Origin of the sequence: Candidatus Accumulibacter sp. ACC012 (assembly GCF_907163155.1) — a bacterium.
Classification (GTDB): domain Bacteria; phylum Pseudomonadota; class Gammaproteobacteria; order Burkholderiales; family Rhodocyclaceae; genus Accumulibacter; species Accumulibacter delftensis.
Window position 1 is genome coordinate 254,606 of the sequence record NZ_CAJQUC010000019.1, and the last position, 20,976, is coordinate 275,581.

Annotated in this window: 13 protein-coding genes; 11 read left to right on the forward strand and 2 right to left on the reverse strand. The window is 56.9% G+C overall.

The features are described from left to right. Window positions 1–87: 87 nt before the first annotated feature. A complete protein-coding gene (locus tag QZ648_RS19140) occupies window positions 88–663 on the reverse strand; it encodes a transposase family protein (protein WP_291997980.1) in 576 nt (191 codons plus the stop codon). Further along, window positions 660–1,571 (reverse strand): DUF4338 domain-containing protein, encoded by a 912-nt coding sequence (locus QZ648_RS19145; RefSeq protein ID WP_291997981.1) that lies wholly within the window; start codon window positions 1,569–1,571, stop codon window positions 660–662. The genes QZ648_RS19140 and QZ648_RS19145 overlap by 4 nt, the downstream gene beginning before the upstream one ends. Window positions 1,572–2,369: 798 nt before the next feature. Here QZ648_RS19145 and QZ648_RS19150 point away from each other — a divergent pair. The 11 genes from QZ648_RS19150 to QZ648_RS19200 all read left to right on the forward strand — a co-directional run bounded on the left by QZ648_RS19150 (window position 2,370) and on the right by QZ648_RS19200 (window position 20,697). Further along, window positions 2,370–3,155, forward strand: a complete 786-nt coding sequence (locus QZ648_RS19150; protein WP_291997982.1) for an ABC transporter permease — start codon at window positions 2,370–2,372, stop codon at window positions 3,153–3,155. Then, window positions 3,152–3,817 (forward strand): ABC transporter ATP-binding protein, encoded by a 666-nt coding sequence (locus QZ648_RS19155; protein WP_291997983.1) that lies wholly within the window; start codon window positions 3,152–3,154, stop codon window positions 3,815–3,817. The genes QZ648_RS19150 and QZ648_RS19155 overlap by 4 nt, the downstream gene beginning before the upstream one ends. Further along, a complete protein-coding gene (locus tag QZ648_RS19160; RefSeq protein WP_291997984.1) occupies window positions 3,814–4,962 on the forward strand; it encodes a chain-length determining protein in 1,149 nt (382 codons plus the stop codon). The genes QZ648_RS19155 and QZ648_RS19160 overlap by 4 nt, the downstream gene beginning before the upstream one ends. Window positions 4,963–4,967: 5 nt before the next feature. Next, complete coding sequence (locus QZ648_RS19165; protein WP_291997985.1) at window positions 4,968–6,776, forward strand: polysaccharide biosynthesis/export family protein; 1,809 nt, start codon at window positions 4,968–4,970, stop codon at window positions 6,774–6,776. A gap of 264 nt (window positions 6,777–7,040) precedes the next feature. After that, a complete protein-coding gene (locus QZ648_RS19170) occupies window positions 7,041–8,147 on the forward strand; it encodes a DegT/DnrJ/EryC1/StrS family aminotransferase (RefSeq protein ID WP_291998019.1) in 1,107 nt (368 codons plus the stop codon). 334 nt (window positions 8,148–8,481) lie between these two features. After that, the gene (locus QZ648_RS19175; RefSeq protein WP_291997986.1) at window positions 8,482–10,149 is read left to right on the forward strand and encodes a pentapeptide repeat-containing protein; all 1,668 of its coding nucleotides are present in this window, start codon (window positions 8,482–8,484) and stop codon (window positions 10,147–10,149) included. Between the two features lie 21 nt (window positions 10,150–10,170). Further along, window positions 10,171–11,418, forward strand: a complete 1,248-nt coding sequence (locus tag QZ648_RS19180; protein ID WP_291997987.1) for a glycosyltransferase family 4 protein — start codon at window positions 10,171–10,173, stop codon at window positions 11,416–11,418. A 702-nt stretch (window positions 11,419–12,120) separates the two neighbouring features. Continuing rightward, complete coding sequence (locus QZ648_RS19185) at window positions 12,121–14,181, forward strand: hypothetical protein (protein ID WP_291997988.1); 2,061 nt, start codon at window positions 12,121–12,123, stop codon at window positions 14,179–14,181. 59 nt (window positions 14,182–14,240) lie between these two features. After that, the gene (locus QZ648_RS19190) at window positions 14,241–16,256 is read left to right on the forward strand and encodes a methyltransferase domain-containing protein (protein WP_291997989.1); all 2,016 of its coding nucleotides are present in this window, start codon (window positions 14,241–14,243) and stop codon (window positions 16,254–16,256) included. A gap of 164 nt (window positions 16,257–16,420) precedes the next feature. Beyond that, window positions 16,421–17,566: a hypothetical protein gene (locus tag QZ648_RS19195; RefSeq protein ID WP_291997990.1), complete on the forward strand. Its 1,146-nt coding sequence runs from the start codon at window positions 16,421–16,423 to the stop codon at window positions 17,564–17,566. A 212-nt stretch (window positions 17,567–17,778) separates the two neighbouring features. Beyond that, window positions 17,779–20,697: a methyltransferase gene (locus QZ648_RS19200; protein ID WP_291997991.1), complete on the forward strand. Its 2,919-nt coding sequence runs from the start codon at window positions 17,779–17,781 to the stop codon at window positions 20,695–20,697. Window positions 20,698–20,976 lie beyond the last annotated feature (279 nt).

Below are 20,976 nucleotides of genomic sequence, written 5' to 3' on the forward strand. Positions count from 1 at the left end.
GACCAGGCCGTTGTGGAAGGCCAGGCTGGCCTCGAGGACGTAGACGAAGTACTGAGTGTGACGGGTTTCGTCCTTGCCGACGGTACGTTACAGGAGTTCCTCCGTCCAGAGGGTGTCGCCAGCGGGCTTCTGTGAGCCGTCGATGGCGATCGGATAGCAGCGGTCGATCAGATAGCGACGAAAGTTCTTGCCGCGAATCAGCCGCTTCACCAAATCGACGTGGGCCTGTTCGAGGTGCCCAAGGTCCATGTCGCGCAACAGCCGAAACAGGGTGTCGGCGTGTGGCAGGGCGTCGATCTCCGGGAACAGCAGCTGCAGGGTGGTCATGAACTGGGGACGGGATATTTCGCGCTTGGTCTCGCGCCGGGAAGAGAACTGAAAGACGAACATCAGCAAGCCGTAGAGCAGAAGCACGGTCAGCTTGTGCCGGCGCTTTTTGGGGTCTCTCGGGTCGGGAATTTGTTCCAGTTTAGTGAGCAAGGCGGGCAGCTCTTTGCGCAGGAGACGCATCTGTTTGCTCACGGCGTCCTCGCGGTGTTCCTCGTCGACGGTCGCGAAGAGCGAGCGTCTGTTGGGCAAGGGAGCGGCTGAGTGGGGGACTTGTCCCGTTGCGCGCAGCTTCTTGATGGCAACGCGTGTCGGGCGGCGGCAATGTTTGCTCATGACCGAGGGCTCCCCGGCGCGGCGCACAGCGCGGCGCAAGCATCCGAGGTCAGCGCTTTGACCCACACCTGGCGAGGCGTGCTGTGATAGGACTGGCCAGGGCGGGCCAGCCCGCGCCCGCTGGTTGCCCCAAGCAAGTGCCAACCGGCGGCACGGTAGCAGGTGCCGGCATAGTGACGCGGATCGACGAAGGTCTCCAGCAGCAGGGGCTCGAAGCCCCAGTGCTCGAGCCAGTCCGCGCGTGTGCGGCGCGCGAGTTGCCCGAGCACATGGCTGGCCAGATGGGGTACGCGGACGTGCGGAAAGATCAGGAAGCGGCTGTTGTTCACCACCCGCGCCATGTGCTCGCGGCGGGCCTGGGCCGTCCAGCCGATCCACTGATCGCGCACGGCCACCGCGCGGGCAGCACCGGACAGCAGGACGCAGCCCAGCCGCCGGTCGCCCGCCGTGATGAAGTAGCGCAGCCGGTAGCCGAAGGCCCCCTGGAAACCCAGCGGGTGCCAACGCGCCACCAGCGCATCCCACTGCGCCACCCGGGTCGCGTCGCGAACCACTTCCAGGGACACCGGCGCGAGCGCCGACAGGGCGCAGTGCACTGCCGGCTCGGCAACGGGGGCGACTGGGGCGGCGGACGCCGATGGCGGCGCGCAACGGCGCGGCGGCGAGGGCCTCAACGCAGGCAGTACCAGCAACCCGGCCGCCTGCAAACGCTCTAGGAAGTCCAGGCAGGCGCTGATCTTCGCCGTCCCCGTCAGGGTGGTCCAGCCCCGGTGCTCGCACACCGTCGCCGCCAGCTCCTTGCGTGCCAATCCCGGCAGCCACGCGACCGTCGCGCAGAGCTCGGCAATCTCCGCAGCGCTGAACACGCGACCGCAGTGCACCCATTCCCCCGCACTCGTTGCAAGCATCGCAAAACCTCCGACTGAAGCGCAGATTGATTACGCTCCACCTATCCGGCCAGAAGTCCGCCCGGCTGTCTAGCCCCCTTGTGCGAAGGTTTTTTCTTGCGACGCACCGCCAGGCCTTGAAAATACCGGGCTGCAGCATTCATGCTTCAGGGCTGACTTCTAATGCCGTTGAGGTGGGTCAGGCGCAGGCGAGCGCTTGCGAAGGGGGTTGGCTCCCCCTGACGCAGCCCGGACGATATCCACCAGTGCAGGGCCTGTTCGCGTTTCGATTCCGTGATTGCATGCCTGGCCCATCGTTGTCAGGGCTCGGGATGGCTCCGAGGGCGCTGAGGCTCCGAAACAAGGCAAGCACGGGTTCGCACTGCTGGGCGATGGTCACAGCGGTCATCGGCACTTTCTTGGCGGATGTTTCACGTGAGGTGAGGCCGAGCGGCGCTCCCAGACTATGGGGCGGGTATCACGGTGGTTCTTGCCTCTAGCAATTGCTCGTGCCCCGGAAGATGCAGCTCATTTGTCGCCGATCTAATTGACCAATAATGTGCATGTCGCTAGAATCCAGAGCTTCGCCCGCCCGCAGTTGGTCAGCCTAAACGACACCCTTGACGACGGGCGCTGGAGCAACGAATTCCACTCAGTCACGGTTGGGTCTCGGCTTTCCAGCTAGTTGCAAACGCTTGCCGGCACACGGCTTTATGATATTCGGTTAGTGCGAGGGTCAAGTCTGCTTGGATGATGAGGCTCTAAGGTTGGAAAGACGGATGCATCGAAAGCGCCGTGGCGCGAATCATGACTGGGTCCATGTACAGCACTCGCTCATCAGTTAGCATTACCCTCTCCACTTGGAGCGCCCTGTTTCTACGGGAAGCGGTCAGTCGCGTATCTGCAGGCCGTGCGGCTTGGCTATGGTTGTTGGTGGAGCCAGTAGCGCACTTGACGATTCTCATGGTGATGTTTTCCAGCATTCGCCATCGCATTATGCCTGGTTTCGACTTCGCGCTTTTTTTGGCCATTGGTATCCTCGGGTACAATCTCTTCCGACATTCGGCGATGCGTTCGATGGCCGCCATATCGGCGAATCGTGCATTATTTGCCTACCGCCAGGTCAAGCCGGTAGATGTTGTTTTGGTGCGTGCTTTTCTTGAAGGTGTTATTCAATTGTTTGTCGGGCTTATCATGTTTTCTGGAATGTCGCTTGCAGGTTTCGACGCACTTCCGCACGACCCCCTAACGGTTATGCTCGTCTACACTCTTTTCTGGATTTTCGGTACCGGGGTTGGGTTGGCCCTCTCCGTGGGAAGCACACTCATCCCTGAAGTCGGCAGAGTGGCTAACCTGTGCTTTATACCTTTGTACTTCCTTTCCGGAGTGTTGTTTTCTCCTGCCATGTTACCTCCTGCGCTGCGTGATTGGCTGTTGCTCAACCCGATCATGCAAGGGCTGGAATTGGCTCGCGGGGCGTTTTCGCCAAGTTACCAAGAGGTGACAGGCCTCGGCCTTGGTTATCTGATGGCTTTCGCATTTGTGTCGCTTTTCTTTGGATTGGCGCTCCACGTTCGCTTTTCTCGCCGGCTACTAATGCAATGATCATCGTTGAAGATGTGCATAAGCGTTACCAAACCGAGCATGGCGCAGGCAAGTGGGTTCTGCAGGGTGTTTCGTGCACCATTCAGCCTAAGGTTAGCGTCGGTTTGGTAGGCTGTAATGGTGCCGGTAAATCCACTTTGCTGCGCTTGATTGGCGGGGTTGATACTCCTAACAGGGGACGGATCGAGCGCCGTTGTCGAGTGTCATGGCCGATGGGTTTTGGTGGAGGTTTGCAAGGTTCCCTGACGGGGCGGCAGAACGCCAAGTTCGTCTCTCGGATTCATGGTCACGAGCTCGATATTCCCGATCGCCTCGCCTATGTGGCGGACTTTTCCGAATTGGGTGATGCGTTTGATGAGCCGGTCAAAACCTACTCTTCGGGGATGAAATCCCGGTTGCAGTTTGCTCTCTCATTGGCTTTTGATTTTGACGTCTACATCTCCGATGAGGTGACCGCTGCGGGAGACGCCTCATTCAGAGCGAAGGCTGCGACAGCCTTCAAGAATTTGGCCAGCCACGCAGGTTTGATCATGGTTTCTCACGATGAAGGGACGCTGAAGCAATTTTGTTCAGCTGGAATATGGCTACATCATGGCCAGGCGCAGTGGTTCGACAGCATCGACGACGCGCTGAAGGCATACCAGGAAAGCATCGCCACGTGATAGACCGCATCCGTCAACATCCGTTGCCGCGACTCATTGGGAGCGTGCATGGCCGATTAGCTTCGCATTTGGTTCGCCGCCGGGCCTTGCGGTTTGCAGTGGTGGCCATTGTCATGGCGATCGTCTACTGGGGTGTCATTGCCTCGGATCGCTACGTCTCGCAGGCAGATGTGGTCGTGGACAGTACGGACATGTCTGGCGGTCAGGCCGGAAGTCTTGCTTCGCTGTTCGCTGGCGGCAAAAGTGATCGCGACTTGCGGCTGATGCGAGACCACCTGCTTTCGGTGGACATGCTGGAGAAGCTTGACGCCAAGCTACAACTGCGCGCGCATTACAGCGACTGGAAGCATGACCCTCTTTCGCGGATGTGGTTTGAAGACGCTCCACAAGAGTTTTTTTATCAGCACTATCTGGCACGAGTCGGCATCGAAGTGGACGAAATTGCGGGCGTCTTGCGAATCAAGGTACAGGCCTACACCGCCGAGAAAGCGTATGCGATTAGCAACGCTCTGGTTGAAGAGGGCGAGCGCTTCATGAACGATATCGGCCACCGTCTAGCGCGTGACCAAGTCGAGTTTCTCGAAAAACAGGTGGCTGATATGGGCGAGCGCGTGCTCAAGGCACGCGGCGCTCTGGTTGATTTTCAGAATGCCAAAGGCTTTATTTCTCCGCAGGCGGCCGCTGAAACCCTTGCCGGAATCATCGGCCGACTGGAAGGTGAGCTCGCTCAGCTTGAGGCTAACCGAGAAGCGATGCTCGGCTACTTGAGCGCTAAGGCACCAGACGTCGCCCAGATCGACCTCAAGATTGCCGCGATCAAAGGCCAGGTGCGTGCAGAGAAAGCACGGCTAACTTCGCCAACAGGCGGTGCTCTCAACAGGACGGTAGAGGAATACCAGCTCCTTGAAATGCAGACTGTATTTTCTCAAGACGTATACAAGACTGCGCTGACAGCGCTGGAAAAAGGGCGTATTGACGCGGCACGCAACCTGAAAAAGGTCTCCATTGTGCAAAGCCCGACCTTACCGGAGTATCCGCTCGAGCCGCGCAGGATATACAACATAATTGTTTTTGCTCTCTCCGTGCTTGTACTGGCCGGCATATTGCAGCTGCTTTCCGCCATTATTCGCGACCACCAGGACTAAAACCCATGATGCGGCTGCCTGTTAGCTTTCCGATCACCAAGACGCCGACCGCAAAGGCCTCCGTACAGCTCAGGGACCAGCGGGAGTGCTGGAGTGGATGGCTGTCATTGCTCATTCTGGTAATGCTCCTTCTGGGCACTTTGCGGTCGACGGCTTTTGCTGCCGATACCGACGCTCTTGGTTTTGGCACGGCTGGGAGTCAATCTACGGCAACACCTGTACCCATGTCACAACCTCTGACTGCTGTACCCGCGGCAGTGGTCCCGGACATCCGCACTGCGACACCTCAGTTCTTTGATTATTCGTCGAATGTGCAAAGTGACGTTTTCGGCGCAAACCTTTTCAGCGGCGCTTTTGCGCGTGAAGGTGCGACGCAGTTCAACCCTGATTACGCCGTAGCCGTCGGCGACAAGATTCAGGTGCGACTGTGGGGGGCTTTCGAGTTCGATGCACCGTTGACCGTTGATCCAAAGGGAAATGTCTTCATCCCGCACGTTGGCCCGGTCCACGTATTGGGTGTGCGCAATCAGGATTTGCAGCGCGTAGTCGCATCGGGCGCGGGCAAGGTCTTTCGTGCCAATGTGTACAGTTATGCGAGCCTGGCCGCTGCGCAACCGGTGCGCATTTTTGTCAGTGGCTTTGTCAATCGCCCGGGCCTCTACAGTGGCACGAGCATGGACAGCCTGCTGCACTATGTTGATCAGGCGGGCGGCATCGACCCCAGGCGAGGGTCTTTCCTTAATATCCAGGTGAAGCGGGGAAGCCAGACCCGCGCTTCGATCAACCTCTACGATTTCTTGCTCGAGGGGCGGATTCCGCTGATCCAGCTCACTGACGGCGACGTCATCTTCGTTGGCCCGCGCCTAAACACGGTGATGGTCAGCGGCTTGGCTGAAAATGCGAAGCGGTTCGAGTTCAGCACAAATTCGCTGACGGTTTTCGAGCTCATCAAACTTGCCAAACCATCCCCTCAGGCTACTCATGTGCGGGTGATGCGCAATACCGGGACGGTAAGGAATACGGAGTATTTTCCGCTTGCCGATGCCCGGGTGGTCAGCTTACACAATGGTGACGGACTTGAGTTCACTTCCGACCAGAGGCCGGGCACTATAGCTGTTCGGGTCGAGGGCGAACATCAGAGCGTTCAGGAATACGTATTGCCCTACGGGACGAAGCTCGGCGCACTCGTCGGCCAGATCGAGTTTTCCGAGCGCTCCGACTCGCAGAACCTGCAACTCTTCCGCCTGAGTGCGAAGGAACGGCAGCGTGAAGCCCTGCAAACGACGCTCCAGTTTCTGGAGAATGCAGCCTTGACGGCGCGCTCGGGAACTAACCAAGAGGCGCAACTACGCAAGGAAGAGGCAGAGCTGCTGCTTCAGTGGGTGGAACGAGGTAAGAAGGTCGAGCCGTCTGGGCAGGTGTATATAGCCCAAGCGGCTGATCGCGACCAACTGCTGCTGGAGAATGGGGACAGGCTTCGGGTTCCGACGAAGGATGGCTTGGTGCTGGTAGGCGGCGAGGTGATCTTTCCCAATACCATTGCCTACGATCCGTCTCTGACGCTTGCGGATTATATCCAGAACGCGGGTGGTTACACCCAGAATGCCGATGCATCGAGAGTGGTCGTTGCCCACCGCGATGGCAGCTTTGACGAGGCCACGAGCGGCTTTTTTGGTGGCAGCCAGCCTACGGTACGTCCTGGCGATCGGATCATGGTGTTGCCAAAAATTGACGTGAAGTCTCGTCAAATATTCAGAGATGTGGTGGAGGCATTGTTCCGTATTGCGGTGATCGTCGGGATTGCAACCAACTAATCGGCTACAGGACGAATCGCTCTGAGCCTACCGAGCAACTAGAAGTGGAATTCGCTTAGAAGAAGGAGCTTCCTCGAAACGCAGGGCTTGCTTTGGAGACGGTGGACGGTGTTCTTTGTGAGTTACCGTTGACGTAACGCAAACCCCCCGTGCGACGGTCGAGATAGCTCCGTTATGAGGTAGTAGAAAGGCGTTGTGTGATTCTGCAGACACACAATTGGAGATTAGGTAAACAAACAGGAATAGATGATGACGCGGATGGACATTCAATTTATCGATCTCGGATCGCAGTATCAGGCGCTGAAAGCGAGCATCGATTCGCGCATTCAGCGCGTGTTGGATCACGGTCAGTACATTATGGGGCCGGAGGTACGCGAACTGGAGGATAGCCTTGAAAGCTACACGGGCGCTCAGCATTGCATCACGGTCTCTTCGGGAACAGAGGCGCTCCTGATCAGCCTGATGGCGCTTGGTATAGGGCGGGGCGACGAAGTGATCACAACTCCGTTCACTTTTGTTGCCACGGCCGAAGTCATCGCTCTACTGGGAGCCACCCCGGTATTCGTCGATATCGAAGCGGACACCTGCAATATTGACGCGGCCTTGATTGAGGGAGCCATCACACCTAGAACTAAAGCCATCATCCCGGTAAGCCTCTATGGCCAACCGTGCGACATGAGCGAGATCAACACGCTTGCTGCTCGGCACGGCAATATTCCCGTAATCGAAGACGCTGCGCAGAGCTTTGGTGCTCGGTACAACGGTACGCGAAGCTGTAATCTGTCGACCATCGGTTGCACCAGTTTCTTTCCGAGCAAGCCGCTGGGTTGCTACGGTGATGGCGGCGCGATCTTAACGAACGACGCTACTCTGGCCAAGACCATGCGCGAGATTCGTGTGCATGGCCAGGAAAAGCGCTATCACCATACCCGTGTAGGTGTTGGTGGGCGCATGGATACTCTCCAGTGTGCGGTTGTGCTCGCTAAACTTGAGCGTTTCGAATGGGAGCTTGGGCAGCGTGCGCTCGCTGGCGAATGCTATCTGGAACTGATTGGTCGCACCGACCGCGCAGTCGTTGCCCCCGTGGTTCGGCCTGATCGTAGCAGCGTATGGGGACAGTTTACCGTCCAGGTGAATGATCGTGTAGCTGTCCTCGAAAGACTAAAGGCGGCTGGCGTTCCGAGCGCGGTGCATTATCCAGTGCCGCTTCATCGCCAGGCGGCGTATCGAAGCGCTTGCCAGATTTCCGGGTCCCTGACGATTTCTGAGGCCGTGGCCAATCGTGTCGTTAGCCTGCCGATGCACCCGTATCTGACATCTTCCGCTCAGGCCAGGATCATCGCGGCTCTTACCGGGGCGACCTCGTCATGAGCCGCAAGAGCGTTGCCGCCGTTGTAGTCCCCGTTGGAGCGCGCTCACTGGTGATCAGGGCCATGGCAGTTAGCCGTCCCTTTTCGCTGTCGAGCCACGACAATCCGGCAAGCATTCAGTGATCACATGCCCAATTGAACAGTGCCGCTGCTGTCCCGGATAGGCGCGCCGGAGAGAGATGACTCAAGAAGGGTCATCAGGCCGGCATTGAGCGCAGGCATCGATGTTGAACGCATAAGCATGTGATGGTGGTGGCGTCGTTTTGGCTTGCCGCGGCGGGATGGCTACGCCGGTTGTGATTGATCCACCGAATTGGAGACTGAAGAGAGAGGTTATGGTACAAATCCCTAATGACATCCTGTTGAGCCTGGATGCCCACAAGACTTGGCTGGAATCGAACCGCAAAGAAGGGGGGGCGGCCGATTTGAGTGGCAAAGATCTCAGTTTTGTTGATTTTTCAGGTCTGGACCTCAGTGGCATCATTCTTGACGAAGCCAATCTCGAACGTGCCTCTCTTGCGGGCTGCAAGTTTCTTGAAGCCTCCTTGCAGCGCGCCAACCTTAGCCTTGCCGACATAACGGGGACAGATTTTTCCGGTGCGAATCTGGCCGGCGCGAACCTCTCGGATACGGCGGCGGTGCTTAGCTTTGAAAAAGCCATTCTCGATGGCGCTAATCTGCAACGTGTCAAATATTCGGGCTGCCATTTTAAAGGGGCCTCTTTGCAGCGCGTGGAATTCCGTCACGCAATGCTGGAGGGCTCTGATTTTTCGGGAGCCAATATGGCTTCGGCGGAGCTCGGGTCCAGCAATCTGGAGGGCGCGGTGCTGGATCGCGCGATTCTTGACGGGGCGAGCTTTGACTCTGCGGTGCTACGCAAGGTATCGCTACGCGATACGCACGCCGTAATAACTAGTTTCAACCGTGCTGATCTCAGTGATTGTGTGATCGAACAAAGCAAGTTTGCTTTGTCGCATCTTGAATACGCAACGCTAATCCAAGCCAGCCTTGTAAACAGCCGTTTCGACGGTGCTAGCCTGTGCGGGGCAAATTTTTCCCGAGCGACGGTGGAGAATTGCTCATTTCGTGGGGCAGACCTCAGAAAGGCCCAAACCACCGCCGTTGATTTTGAGTCATCTAATCTGATCGGTGCGAAGACTGATCAAAATGCTGCACGTTATGCTGGATTGGTCAAAGCAAAATTAACAGCTAAGCAAAGAGGCTGGCTATTCAAGCAACGGAAATGGGCGGCTATTGCAGCACACGCTTCTGTTTATGATGGCGGAGCGACAGGAGTTGGCTATTCCCCGGAGTTGGAAGCGCAACTCCAGGATTTGCTCAACAAATCGGACGCGCTGCAACAACGTTTTCGGCGCCAACCGAGGGGCGGGCAGACAGTTATCGAGAGCGACTTCGATACTACTCAGGCGGAGATTGATCAGCTAAGAGACCAACGGTCGCTCATCGAAGCACAGATCAAGCGCGAGCATGAGACGGTGCGCAAGCAGCAGGAGGAACTGAGGGCGAGAGTGACTTTGGCTGTGAACGGTTTGAAGATTGCGGTAGCGCCGCTGACCAGGCATATTAACTCACTGAGAGCATGGTATTGGCTGATCTCTGGCTTTGGTGTTGCCTTTCTCGGACTGGCCATTGTGCGCGTCGCTTTCGACTTGATGCGAAATGATGGTATTCAAGAGTTGGCTCGGCAGACTGCTGCAGTGTCACTCGGTGCGCTAATCGCTGGACTTGGCTACGGGTTGGCAATGGAACTACTTCTGGTTACCGCGGGCGTGATGTCTTTGTGGCTGGCATCAAGGCTCGTTCAGCCGCTCTCGCACTGGGTCGCACGACGGGACCGACTATTCCAGTGGATCGCCGTCTTGGTGGCCTCCCAACACGTGGATTTTGAGATCAATGCCAAACAGTCCAATGTGAACAATACGTTTGAGGCGGTGCGCGGACTGCTGTTGAATACGGACGTTGCGTCCGAGCAGTCAAACTAGAATTTGGGGTGTGCAAGAACTATGGCAAGAATAGCAGTTATCGTTTCCAACCCGTGCGTTAGTGATGCCAGGGTCATCAAGATGGCGTGCGCCGCAGCCGATGCGGGACACGAGGTTCACGTCTTCGGGACGCTCGCGTCCGATACGCAACCTTTCGACAACAGCGGCGCAGTTAGCTACCATCGGCTGGATTGGAGGCCAGTTCAGGTGCTGATGGGGGTTTTCCCGTTGAGCCTGTTTAGCCACCGGTTCGTCAAGCCAATTGGCACTTTTATCGCCAAACGCTTGGCGGCGTATGCCAAGTACGCCATGTTCAGCAGGGTGTTTGCCAAGCATGTGGCGGCCATCAAGCCTGACATCATTCACGCGCACGACCTGATTTGTTTGCCAGCGGCACAAGACGCCGCGGAAGAGTGCGGCGCTGAAGTTGTCTACGACGCCCACGAACTTGAGGTGCACCGGAACCCGCCGCACCCGTTCCTGCAAAAGCGTTGGGTGGCCTATGTCGAGAAGAAGTACGCACGGCGGGCGGCTGCAGTGAATACGGTCGGGCGGAAAGTGGGTGAAGTCCTGGCTAGCCACTTGGGTCGTACCGACATCAATATTCTATACAACTCTCCCATTATAAATCCCTGCGAGCGGCATATTCGCGGTGAAATTGGTATTGGCCCTGAAGTTCCATTATTTATCTACGTGGGAAAGGTAACGATGGGCAGAGGTGTTAGTGAGATACTGCCGCTCTTGCCCAAGCTTGAGGGAGTCGTTTTTGCCACCGTAGGCCCATGCGATGTCAAGACGCATGCCATGCTTCATCGTCAGGCAGACAAGTTGGGGGTCGGGAAGCGGTTTCGAATGATGCTGCCGGTACCATTTGATCAAGTGGTCGACTACATTCGTGGCGCTGACATTGGAATTATTTCTGTCGAACCGGTGACGCTATCGTATCAATACTGTATGCCGAACAAGCTGTTCGAAATGTCGTTTGCCGACGTGCCCATTGTCTCCAATGAGCTGGATGAGATTCGGGAGTTTCTAGTTGAGAATGGAAATGGGGAGATCGTTGACTTCGAAGACAAGACGTCACTGGCTTACACAATTTCGCGCATGCTCAGAGAAAATGATCGCCTTAAGATGCGGGACGGGGGGTTGGCCGTTCTTGACGAGAAGTATTCCTGGCGAGCGCAGGTACAGAAGCTGAACAAAATTTACGAGGACATCGTGTCTCGGAGGTCCAAAGCGCTTTCACAATCGGAGGGTTTATCCGACTGATTGCAGGTCAATATCGCCCCGGGGCGATGTCTCCCCGGTGATTTTTCAGTTTGGAGTGGTTGCGCTTATTGGGCTGCAATTCATCGACTCCATGGTGCAAAATCATACTGAGTTTAATCACCTTCGTGCGTGTTTACGCGGAGGTTCATCGCCACTAAATTGACTGCCACAAAAGAGTACGATAGTGAATAAGATATTTTTGGCTTATGAGCAACGACCCTCGTGAAGAGCATTGTTCGCAAAAGTGACGCAGCCAGCTATATTTATTTTAGAACAGAGGCGCACCCCGTAGGCACCTCGAAACTAGTTTTCGGTTGAGTCAGTAGGTGCTGTCCCGAGACGATTTATTTCATACGATGAGGCTTGGTGTGTACACAATTGGCTATCTCTATTTTTTGGGTTTGATCGGGAATCCGGATGCCCCTCGGTTAGAGGTTGTTGAATTTTTCGGGCTGAGCTACAAGCGGGCCACGCCGATCGCAGTAGTGTTGGCAGTCGTGCCTGTGGAGTGGAGGCAATGGGGCGAAGGATTGCGAATTCTGAAACCGGACCCCGCAACAACTGATTTCCGGCCGCAAGAGGAAGCTATTCAGGCCCGGTGCGGATGGATTGATGACGCTTTCAGTTTGTTGTCTACGATGTGGGCCGGTGGCCGTGGTTCTCGCCCCTCTCCAACGATCCAAACAACTAGGGCGAATTCACATGACTGATAATGCGCCGGTATTCGACGCTGTTTTTTCGGATGGGCGTGTCGCCAGCTATCGGCTGTTGCTCCAAGCCCTGCTTGACGCGGGGCTCGCGCCGGTATTGCACCGTGAGTACGCGGCCAAAAGCGACATGAAAAGCATTCTTCTGTTACGCCATGACGTGGACTCTGACCTTGATGCTGCCGTTAACATGGCCTCCATCGAATTTCAAATGGGCGTGCGGGCTACCTACTTCCTACTCCCGCCCGGGGACTATGGACACAAGTCAAACTATTACGGGCGAATCGCCTTTGGGCGCGTTTGGCACAGCAGGAAACTGCTCACGGCGGTTAGGCGGCTGTTGGGTTATGGTCACGAGGTCGGCTTGCACAATGACTTCGCGCAGCTTTCATGGATTACCGGGCGGTCAGTGGAATCGCTTCTTCGGGAGGAACTCGCGTGGTTCCGGTCGCATCACATTCAGGTGGTTGGGTCGGCTTCTCACGGCAGTGAATTCGCCAAACGAAACGCCTTCGTCAATTACGAGATGTTCAGCGCTTGTCAGCGACGTGGTCATGAAGCGGGTCGAACTGTCTCGGAAGGAGAATGGCAAACGAAGTTGCATCAACTGGATATGGGCGATTTGGGGCTTTCGTACGAGGCCTATTTCTTGGCACGTGACTTCGCTTATTCGGATAGCAGCAAGCGCGTGGTTCTGGCTGGCCCGAAGGGATATCGCGCCGACGATTTGACTTTGGCCGCGGATGATGACTTCCAGAATCTGATTGCCATATTGAAAGGCGTCAGTGGCGCACGTTGTATGGCCCTGGTTCATCCGAATTGGTGGACCTTTGGCTTGCGCGCCATTGAAGAGGGAACGTGTAGCACCACGGCGGCCACTGCTACTGCCGCGGCCGCGGCTTCGCAGGATACCCCGTCCGCGCTAACCGAGGCTTACACGCATGAAGGCAAGTTCAATGACGCCGAGTTGGATCGTTCCGAGTTCGCCGACGCAGGCGGGCTACCGAGTGACCTTGCTGTTGAAAAAAAGGTGATTGGCGCGACTAATTCCGCGCCGAAACGGGGGAGCGAGGCACTGGCGGCGGCGAGAGGCTTCCTTGACCGGAATCCTTTGCCGTCGAATCCACGTCCGGGCATCGCGATGTTGCCTTTTGAATACGTCCGTGGTTTTTACGAGATTTTGTTGGAGAGTGACAGGGTAGAATTTCTCGACTTTAACGACTTGATCTTTGCAACCGATAGAGATGTCCGCACAGAAGAGGGCTTGGTGAGTCTTTACGCTGACGAATACCGTATTTGGCGAAAGAAGAGCTTGAGCAGTGTCGACGTTCCGAAGCTAAACTTGCTTATTCAGCACGACTCGGACAGTGCACCTCGCGAGACACAATATATCTGCGAACTCGAAGCGGAGTCTGGGATGAAGTCGACGACGGCAATTTTTTGTCGCGAAATAGATGACGATGGCACGGTACGCAGGTACGACATTGACTACGCTCTTCTCAGGCGCCTGCAGGATGAGAAAGGAATGTGCTTTGCGTACCATTGCAATGCCGGCGAACTAGGCGGATACCATGAGCCAGACGTCGCTATTGCTTTCAATGAAGATGTGGAATTTCTGCGCTCGCACGGCCTTGATATCCGTTATTTTTCTCCGCATGGGGGCGCATCTAGCCCAAATGGGTTAAATAACTATAGTTTTTTCTACCCGTCATTTAGTCAGCATCGGCTGATCTGGACTCACAACAGGTTCGCGCCCAGCGCCCAGCGCTACTCTGATGGCGGGTGGGGCTTACGGATCAGTCGCGGCGACGCGAGCCTCGATTTGCGGAAATTTCTGATGACGAATCTGTCCACAAGGGACCGCCCGCTGACGTACCGGTATTTTGTGCTGATTCATCCCCAATACTACTTCGCCAAAGACAGCAAAGCTGCGGAGAAATACTTTCCAAACAACCCATGGCTGAGGGAGTTCTGGGACTTATACCAGAGTGGGCGGGCCGCTGAGTACTGGGTTCCTTTCCGGGAGGTCCTACAGCGCAGTTTGTCTGGGCACTGAGCTCCTGGTGCCAGGGCGACGAGCAACGTTATTTTTACTGACAAGACCGAGGCATCACTGTGTTATATAACGACATCGAGCGGGAAGTGATGGCCAGTGCCATCCAGGCAAACATGAGAACATCAAGCCCGGCAGTGTATCGAGGCATTAGCGCTATCGCGGACTCTTATCTGGGACACGTCGACTTTCATGGGCAGCGTATTCTGGACATAGGACCGGGGCAGTGCGATTTTCTTGATATTGTCAAAAAGAAGGGCGCAATTACCTTTGGCGTTGACTACGACCCAGCGGTGTTGAAGCTTGGTGAGATGCGTGGGCACAACATGACCTCTTGCAACCTGCGCAAAGACTGGCCGTTCAAGGGTGTGAAGTTTGATGGCATTTTCTGCCGCGCATCGATCAATTGTTATTGGTTCGCCATAGCCGAGGATGACGCGCCCCTGCGGGAATTTCTCGGTAATATTGCGAAATCCCTGAAGCCGACCGGTTGGATGTGGATTTTGCCCTGGAACAAACCGGTGGAAAGTCAGGAAAGCCTGGTCGGCGCCACGCGAGCGGCAATTGGCGAGTGGGCTAAGCAGTCAAGGATCAGGATTGAGGTAGTCGGCAAGGAAGAGAAGTCGCGGTATGGCCTTGTCTATGCGCTGCCATTTGTTGAAACCTGGACCAAGAACTGCGTGCCGGCAGTCGGCCGGGATTTGCGAAGGGCGGGCCGCTGGAAAACCTTCGGCCGTTGTCAGCCGCCGCCCGAGCCGGCGGCATCGTTGTACACGGCGTATGAGGCCTGCCGCAAGCGCGTCCTCGCCCGGGACACCTCGGCGGCAGCCGAGCAGGCCAGCGTGTTCAGCATACTGGAGTATCCCAACGATTTCCTGTTAGCTTTATCCGGCGCCGAAAGCGGCGTGGAAAATGGTTGGGGAGAAGCCTACGCTGCCTTCATCGCCTCCCGTCCACGGAGTGGCGTGCTGTACAGTTTCCTGGCGGGGTGCGCTACGGACTTGACGCAGGCACGGCTGGACAAGACGCCTGGGACGAAAGGCCGCGTCTTCGCGTGGGGATGGACCTATTGGGGGCGGAGTGCGGTTTATGCCTACCGCGCGACCGGTGAGCAGCGTTTTGCGGATATTGTCGTGGACGTCTACGAAAGGCTGTTGAATGAGCGGGACGACAGTCTGGACATGGTGGATGACCTGCGCCAGCGAGTCACCAAGTGCTGGGGAGTGTTCACTCCGGAAGAGGGGCATGTGCGTGCCTGCGAGGTTACCACGACAGGCCTGATACTTCTTCCCATTTGCGATCTGCTGCTGAGTGAGGCGGGTGACGCCTTGTCGAGTGAGCAGCGCGAGAGGCTGCTACTCTCGATCACGGATTGCCTGGACGAATTTGACGGAGAAATGCTTTTTGAAGAGACCGTGCAAGGCGGCTACTTCCGGGCGCCCTTTGACAATTCGATCGAAGGGCTCAACCACACCCATGCCTTTGCTGCCGCCCTGGTGAAGGCTTATCAGTTGACTGGTAACGAGAAATACCGCCGTGATGCCAAAAGTATCGCCCGATACTTTTTGGCTGCGTGCGCTGCCGAGGAGAATGGCAGCTATTCGTGGGCCTATGCACCGTCTCCGGGCAACTTGAGGGAAGAGCATCCTCCGATGTCGATGGCTGAAAGAAATTTGAAGCACGGTGTCGGCGGGGAGGCGTTCTACAAGGCGGCGGTCACCATCGAGTTTCCCGCGGCGGCCTACGGGTCTGACTTGGGCCTTTCAACGCAGGACCTGGAGCGGATTGCGGACTCGTTCCTGAAGAACGTCTTACAGCCGGACGATGACCTCAACCTGTACATTAGCAGTCGGAAGATCCGCCCAGCGGGAGAAGTGGCCCAGAAGCACTCGACGCTGTACATGCTCATAGCGGGCTTCAGCCTGCTCGACTCCGTTCGCCCGGAGATTCGAGGCAAGCTGGTTCGGCTGTTTGGTCGCCGTCCGGACTGGTTTCCGAGGGGGTGGTTTGGCGGCTCGGTGGGATCGATGGCCCTTGCCCGCTTTATGTCGGAGACGAGGCAACGGCTCGATGAGTAAACCTTCCTCGCACCCTGCCGAGCGCTTCCTTGGCCAGATTGAGCGAAGGACAATAAGCCGCGCGGCAGCGGGCTTGTCGGTCAGGAGCAGCCTTTTCGACTTGCAATCGGCAATCGGAAGGCCATTAACGAGGTTGGAAGGAGAGGCGGGAGAGGAGGGAGAGGATGGACATGAACATCAGGCACTTGGTGGTGTGCGTCGCTAGCCTGGTGCTGGCAGCCATAATTTTTATGAACGGCGCAGTCGCGGCCGAAGAACCCTCCGCGAAGCCTGAGGATTTTCGCCCGGCGGCAGTCAGCGATTTGCCCGGTGTCGCCCAGAGCAAGGTAGTGGCCTTCATCAAGGGCTTCTTGAACAGTACCCGGTCGATGGCAAACCGGGACGCTGGCGACCTGGGCTGGGATTGCCTGGCGGCAGCCGCATTGCTCGAAGCAGGCGACAAGCGAGCGGGAGCAAAGCTGCGCGCCACGGCCCAGTTACTTGCCGACACGGCCGTAAGATCGAAGGGGGTAATCAAAGGCTGGAGGTACCAAGGCAAGAGTCCCGACAGTTGTCCGCACGGTGGTCTCGATGCGTTTGGCGATGGAACGTGCAACACCCCGAACACAGTTTACTCGTTCCAGACGGGGCTGGGAATCGCGTGTCTGGCCACGGCGGGAGACTTCTTGGGGAACAAGGAGTTTCTCACCATGGCGGGGCAGGTGTTGTCCTTCTGGCAGCAGTACACTCTCGCGGCTGTTCCTTGCACGGGATGTGCCTACTATCTCTATAGCGACCATTCGAATGATAGCGGGCGTTACGTGCGAAATATCAACGTATTCATGGCTTATGGGGCGGCGGTGTTGGGAATTGCCGCCAGCGACCCTGCAGCAACACAACTGGCCAGACGGGCCATGCGCTCGGAACTCGATGAGCGGCGAGCCGGAAATGAGGGATATCTGGGACGACTCGATCCACAATGGATATCGAAACAGGCCGACGCTTCGCAGAATGTCGAAAACCACGCCGCCGCGATGGCTGTGCTCTCCGATCAAATTGGCGTTCTGCTTGCTTCGAAGGAGTTTCGCGACCACGGTTTGGGGGTTTGGGAGAAATGGGCCACATGCGACAATAAAAGGTGCCGGACTGCGAACTGCAGGTTCTGGGGCGGCGATGCTTCAAAATGCCAGGCGACGCTGACCGCCGCACACTGTGCCTTCCGAAAGAAATCCCCGCTGGCCAGTTCCCAATGCGGCGAGTATTTGTCGCGCGCCAGTTCGCTCCCGCCTTTTGGGCTTTGGGCGACCATTGTCGGCGGTACGAGCCAGTAGATCGATGCCCACGCGGCCCGAAAGTGCGGTTGCTGGATAGCGGATCGGACGTGCGGAATCAGGTCAGGAATGGACGATCGCTTGGCCGCCTGGGGTCGGGCCGTTGTCTGGCCAAGAATTGCCTGCCTGGTGCGACGGCCGAGTGACCAGCCCTTGCCTCTGGTTTCCGCACGGAACAGGAGGTGTTGTGATGTCCAACGTTTTGTGAGTTGATGATGCTGAATGACGGCGAAGCCCCCGGCATGGACGCGAAGTTATCTGCCGACATCATTGCGGACGTCCGGGCAAGCTTGCTCGCGTCCGACTGGACGGGTGTCGCCGCCCTGTGCCGGACATCCCTTGTTGCTTTTCCGTCGAACCCTTTCCTGCTTTCGTCGGCCCACAAAGCGGCGGTGCAACTCGGAGAACTGACGGAGGCGCGTGAATTCATCGAGCGGGCCCTGATCGCGGCACCCGGGGTTGCTGCTTATCATTCGCTCAGCGGGCGCCTGTACAAAAAGCTGGCTGATCATGATTCGGCGCTGCGTGGTTTCCAGCGTGCCGCTGCCTTAGGTCCGGATGTAGCAGCACATCATGCCGCGAGTGGCGCGGTTCTCTACGCCCAAAATCGGTATCGCGAAGCAATTGAAAGCTACCAGGCAGCTCTGCTACTCGATGGCTCGCAGGTCGCCTGGTGGAATCGCCTGGCGCGCAGCGCTACCCTCGCTTGCGAGCTGTCACTGGCAGTGGACGCGTACAGCAGTTCCTTGGCACTAAAAGAGGATTTCGCGGTACTGGCGGCTCTGATGGAAGTTCAGCGGCAGCATGCCGCCGGGCGTGCGGAAGCCGGCGAAGCCTCGGCGAGCTACTACGACGCCATCTTCAGAGCGTCGAGCAAGTATGCACAGCACGGGAGCGTGTCCGAATATGCCTGCGTATGGCGAGCGATGGCCGACTTGCTGATTTCCGCAGGGACTCGGCGGGCGTTGGACCTGGGTTGCGGTCCAGGCCAATTCGCCGAGTACCTGCACGAGAACATTGCAAATCTCGCCTACACCGGCATCGATTTCAGTGAAGTTGCAATTCAGCAGGCGAGAGTTCGCTGCCCAGACTATCGCTTTGAAGTGGTTTCGCTCCCGAATCCGAGGGCTGTGCAGCAGTTCGACTGTGATGCAGTGGTGTGTACAGAGGTGCTGGAGCATATCGATCAGGATCTGTTGCTGCTTGAGTCGATTCCTACCGGGGTTGAAGTTTTTGGGACCGTTCCGAACTTTGATTCTTTCGGTCACGTTCGTTATTTCCGTAGTGCTGCTCAGGTTGCGCAACGCTACGGGCATCTCTTCCTTGGCTTCCAGGTGACTCCGATAGCCCTGTCGCCGACTTCGACGATATGGCTGTTTCGTGGCCAGAAACGGTCTTCAGATGCGCGCGAGGCTGGCGAAAGGAGCGGCGTTGACGGTTTCGTGGCGCAGGTCGACGGAATCGATCCCGGGATGCCATCGAGCGCCATGGGGGGGCTCGTGCTACCGCATGTGCATGAGGCAGTTCTGTGGACCGATCGGACACGGTACGTCGAAGATCTTCTGGCTGCTTTTGGCCTGCCGTTTTGTTCGGTGCTGGACTCACTGTCAGTGACTACCCCGCATGTCGTCCTGCGACACGATGTCGATTGGTCTATCGAAAATGCCCTGGCAATGGCCGCACTGGAGTCGCAGCTTGGTGTGCGGTCGTCATACTTCCTGCTCCATCCTGACGGTCAGTACTTACCTGCGAACTACTTTGGTCACGTCAGCGGGGGGCAATTGCACATCGACCCGAAGGTTTTTTCCTACGCCAAACAACTGCTCGACCTCGGGCATGAGGTGGCTCTGCACAACGACTTGATTACCTTGAGCCTGAATACCTTGCGGCAGCCGGGCGAGTTCCTGGAACAGATCCTCGAGAGTTTTCAGAAGAACGGGATTGTGATCAGGGGCACGGTTGCCCATGGGTCACGCCGGTGTCGTATCGACGGTTATCTTAACTATCAGATATTTAGAGAATTGCGAGGAAAGTTGTTTCAGGAGTACTTGAACAGCCCCGATCATGAACGCTTCTTTGCATCGCTGGTTATGTGCGGCGCACACACCGTTGAGAAGTTCTCGCTCCCCATGGCTGATTATGGTCTTGCGTATGAAGCCAATTTTACGCCACACGGACTATACCTCTCGGATAGCTCCGCTCGCTGGTTCTTTCTGCAGAACGACCAGACGCGTTATCTCGACAAATTCGCTGAAAGCACCGAGATGCTCGCTGCCGTCAAAGAGTATCTGCTGACTCGCGACGTCTCCAGCAATGTCCAGTGTTTGGTGCATGCTTGTCATTGGAGTCCACTAGCCAACTACAATCCAGCTGCGCTTGCGGCGAGCAAGGCGCGCCGCAACAGTGCCTACCATGCGAAGGTGCTGGACGCCAAGTCGCTTCATCTGGAACGGCGGGAGAACATCCTCTATGCCAAAGCAAACCCGCGTTTTGACCTTTATGACAAGAAGTATGGCAGCACTTCGCAGTTGTATACGATCGCTCCATCCGTGGCATCCTTTATTGGGCAGTACGTGTCTCAAAACGCTGCGTCGATTGGCAGCGTTCTCGAACTGGGTAGCGGGCAAGGCGACTTCCTCGAGTTCGTCCGCACACTGGTTGTTCGGAAGCGACCGAAGGACACTCCTCCATTGTGTATCGGGGTCGACGGTTCGGTGGAGGGCATCTGGGTCTGCGCTGCGCGCTATCCGGCGTGTCGTTGGGTTGCCGATTCGATTGAAGCGTTCATGGACTGGCGGAGGAGCGGAGCGGCATCGGCTAGCAGCGTTGCAGGGCTGTTTGATCTGGTTTTGGATAAGACAGGAACGGTATTCATTGAGGATTACAATGCCGCGAGAAGTATATTGAGCGCAATTCATGAGGCTTTGGCGCCTGGCGGAGCGTACTGCTACGTGGCTTCGAAGCACTACTATCAAAGCGATCTGATGGTGCGGGTTTACCGAGACTGGGATCAAGATTGGCTGAGTCTGGCAGCTGACGTCTTCGGCGCAGCCGCGGTCTTTGACGACATTGGCGACGACCGCAAGGGCTACTTCAAACGGGTTTTTGTCAAGCGTGCCGAAAGCGCGTAGCTGCCTAGCTGGCGTGTGCGTGTACGGCACGGAAATCCCTGCGGGTGGCCCACACTTCGGACTGACTGAGTCGTCGGGCGTGCCGCCTGTTGTGGAAGACCACCCTCCTGGCGGCAAGTCGCTTGGCAAACATAAGATGTACATGGGCAGCACGAGCACGTCTTCGTGTTAGTGCTTTGCCAATTGTGGACAGTGACCAGCCCGGGTTTTCTCCTCGAGCCTCGACTTCATCCCTTGCTTTACGGGAAGGATCGAATGGCGGGATCACATCGCAAAAGG

Bases quoted from the DNA above. Each gene is read 5' to 3' on its own strand.
- QZ648_RS19140 (WP_291997980.1), bottom strand. From the start codon at position 663: ATGAGCAAACATTGCCGCCGCCCGACACGCGTTGCCATCAAGAAGCTG.
- QZ648_RS19145 (WP_291997981.1), bottom strand. From the start codon at position 1,571: ATGCTTGCAACGAGTGCGGGGGAATGGGTGCACTGCGGTCGCGTGTTC.
- QZ648_RS19150 (WP_291997982.1), top strand. From the start codon at position 2,370: ATGTACAGCACTCGCTCATCAGTTAGCATTACCCTCTCCACTTGGAGC.
- QZ648_RS19155 (WP_291997983.1), top strand. From the start codon at position 3,152: ATGATCATCGTTGAAGATGTGCATAAGCGTTACCAAACCGAGCATGGC.
- QZ648_RS19165 (WP_291997985.1), top strand. From the start codon at position 4,968: ATGATGCGGCTGCCTGTTAGCTTTCCGATCACCAAGACGCCGACCGCA.
- QZ648_RS19175 (WP_291997986.1), top strand. From the start codon at position 8,482: ATGGTACAAATCCCTAATGACATCCTGTTGAGCCTGGATGCCCACAAG.
- QZ648_RS19180 (WP_291997987.1), top strand. From the start codon at position 10,171: ATGGCAAGAATAGCAGTTATCGTTTCCAACCCGTGCGTTAGTGATGCC.
- QZ648_RS19185 (WP_291997988.1), top strand. From the start codon at position 12,121: ATGACTGATAATGCGCCGGTATTCGACGCTGTTTTTTCGGATGGGCGT.
- QZ648_RS19195 (WP_291997990.1), top strand. From the start codon at position 16,421: ATGGACATGAACATCAGGCACTTGGTGGTGTGCGTCGCTAGCCTGGTG.
- QZ648_RS19200 (WP_291997991.1), top strand. From the start codon at position 17,779: ATGATGCTGAATGACGGCGAAGCCCCCGGCATGGACGCGAAGTTATCT.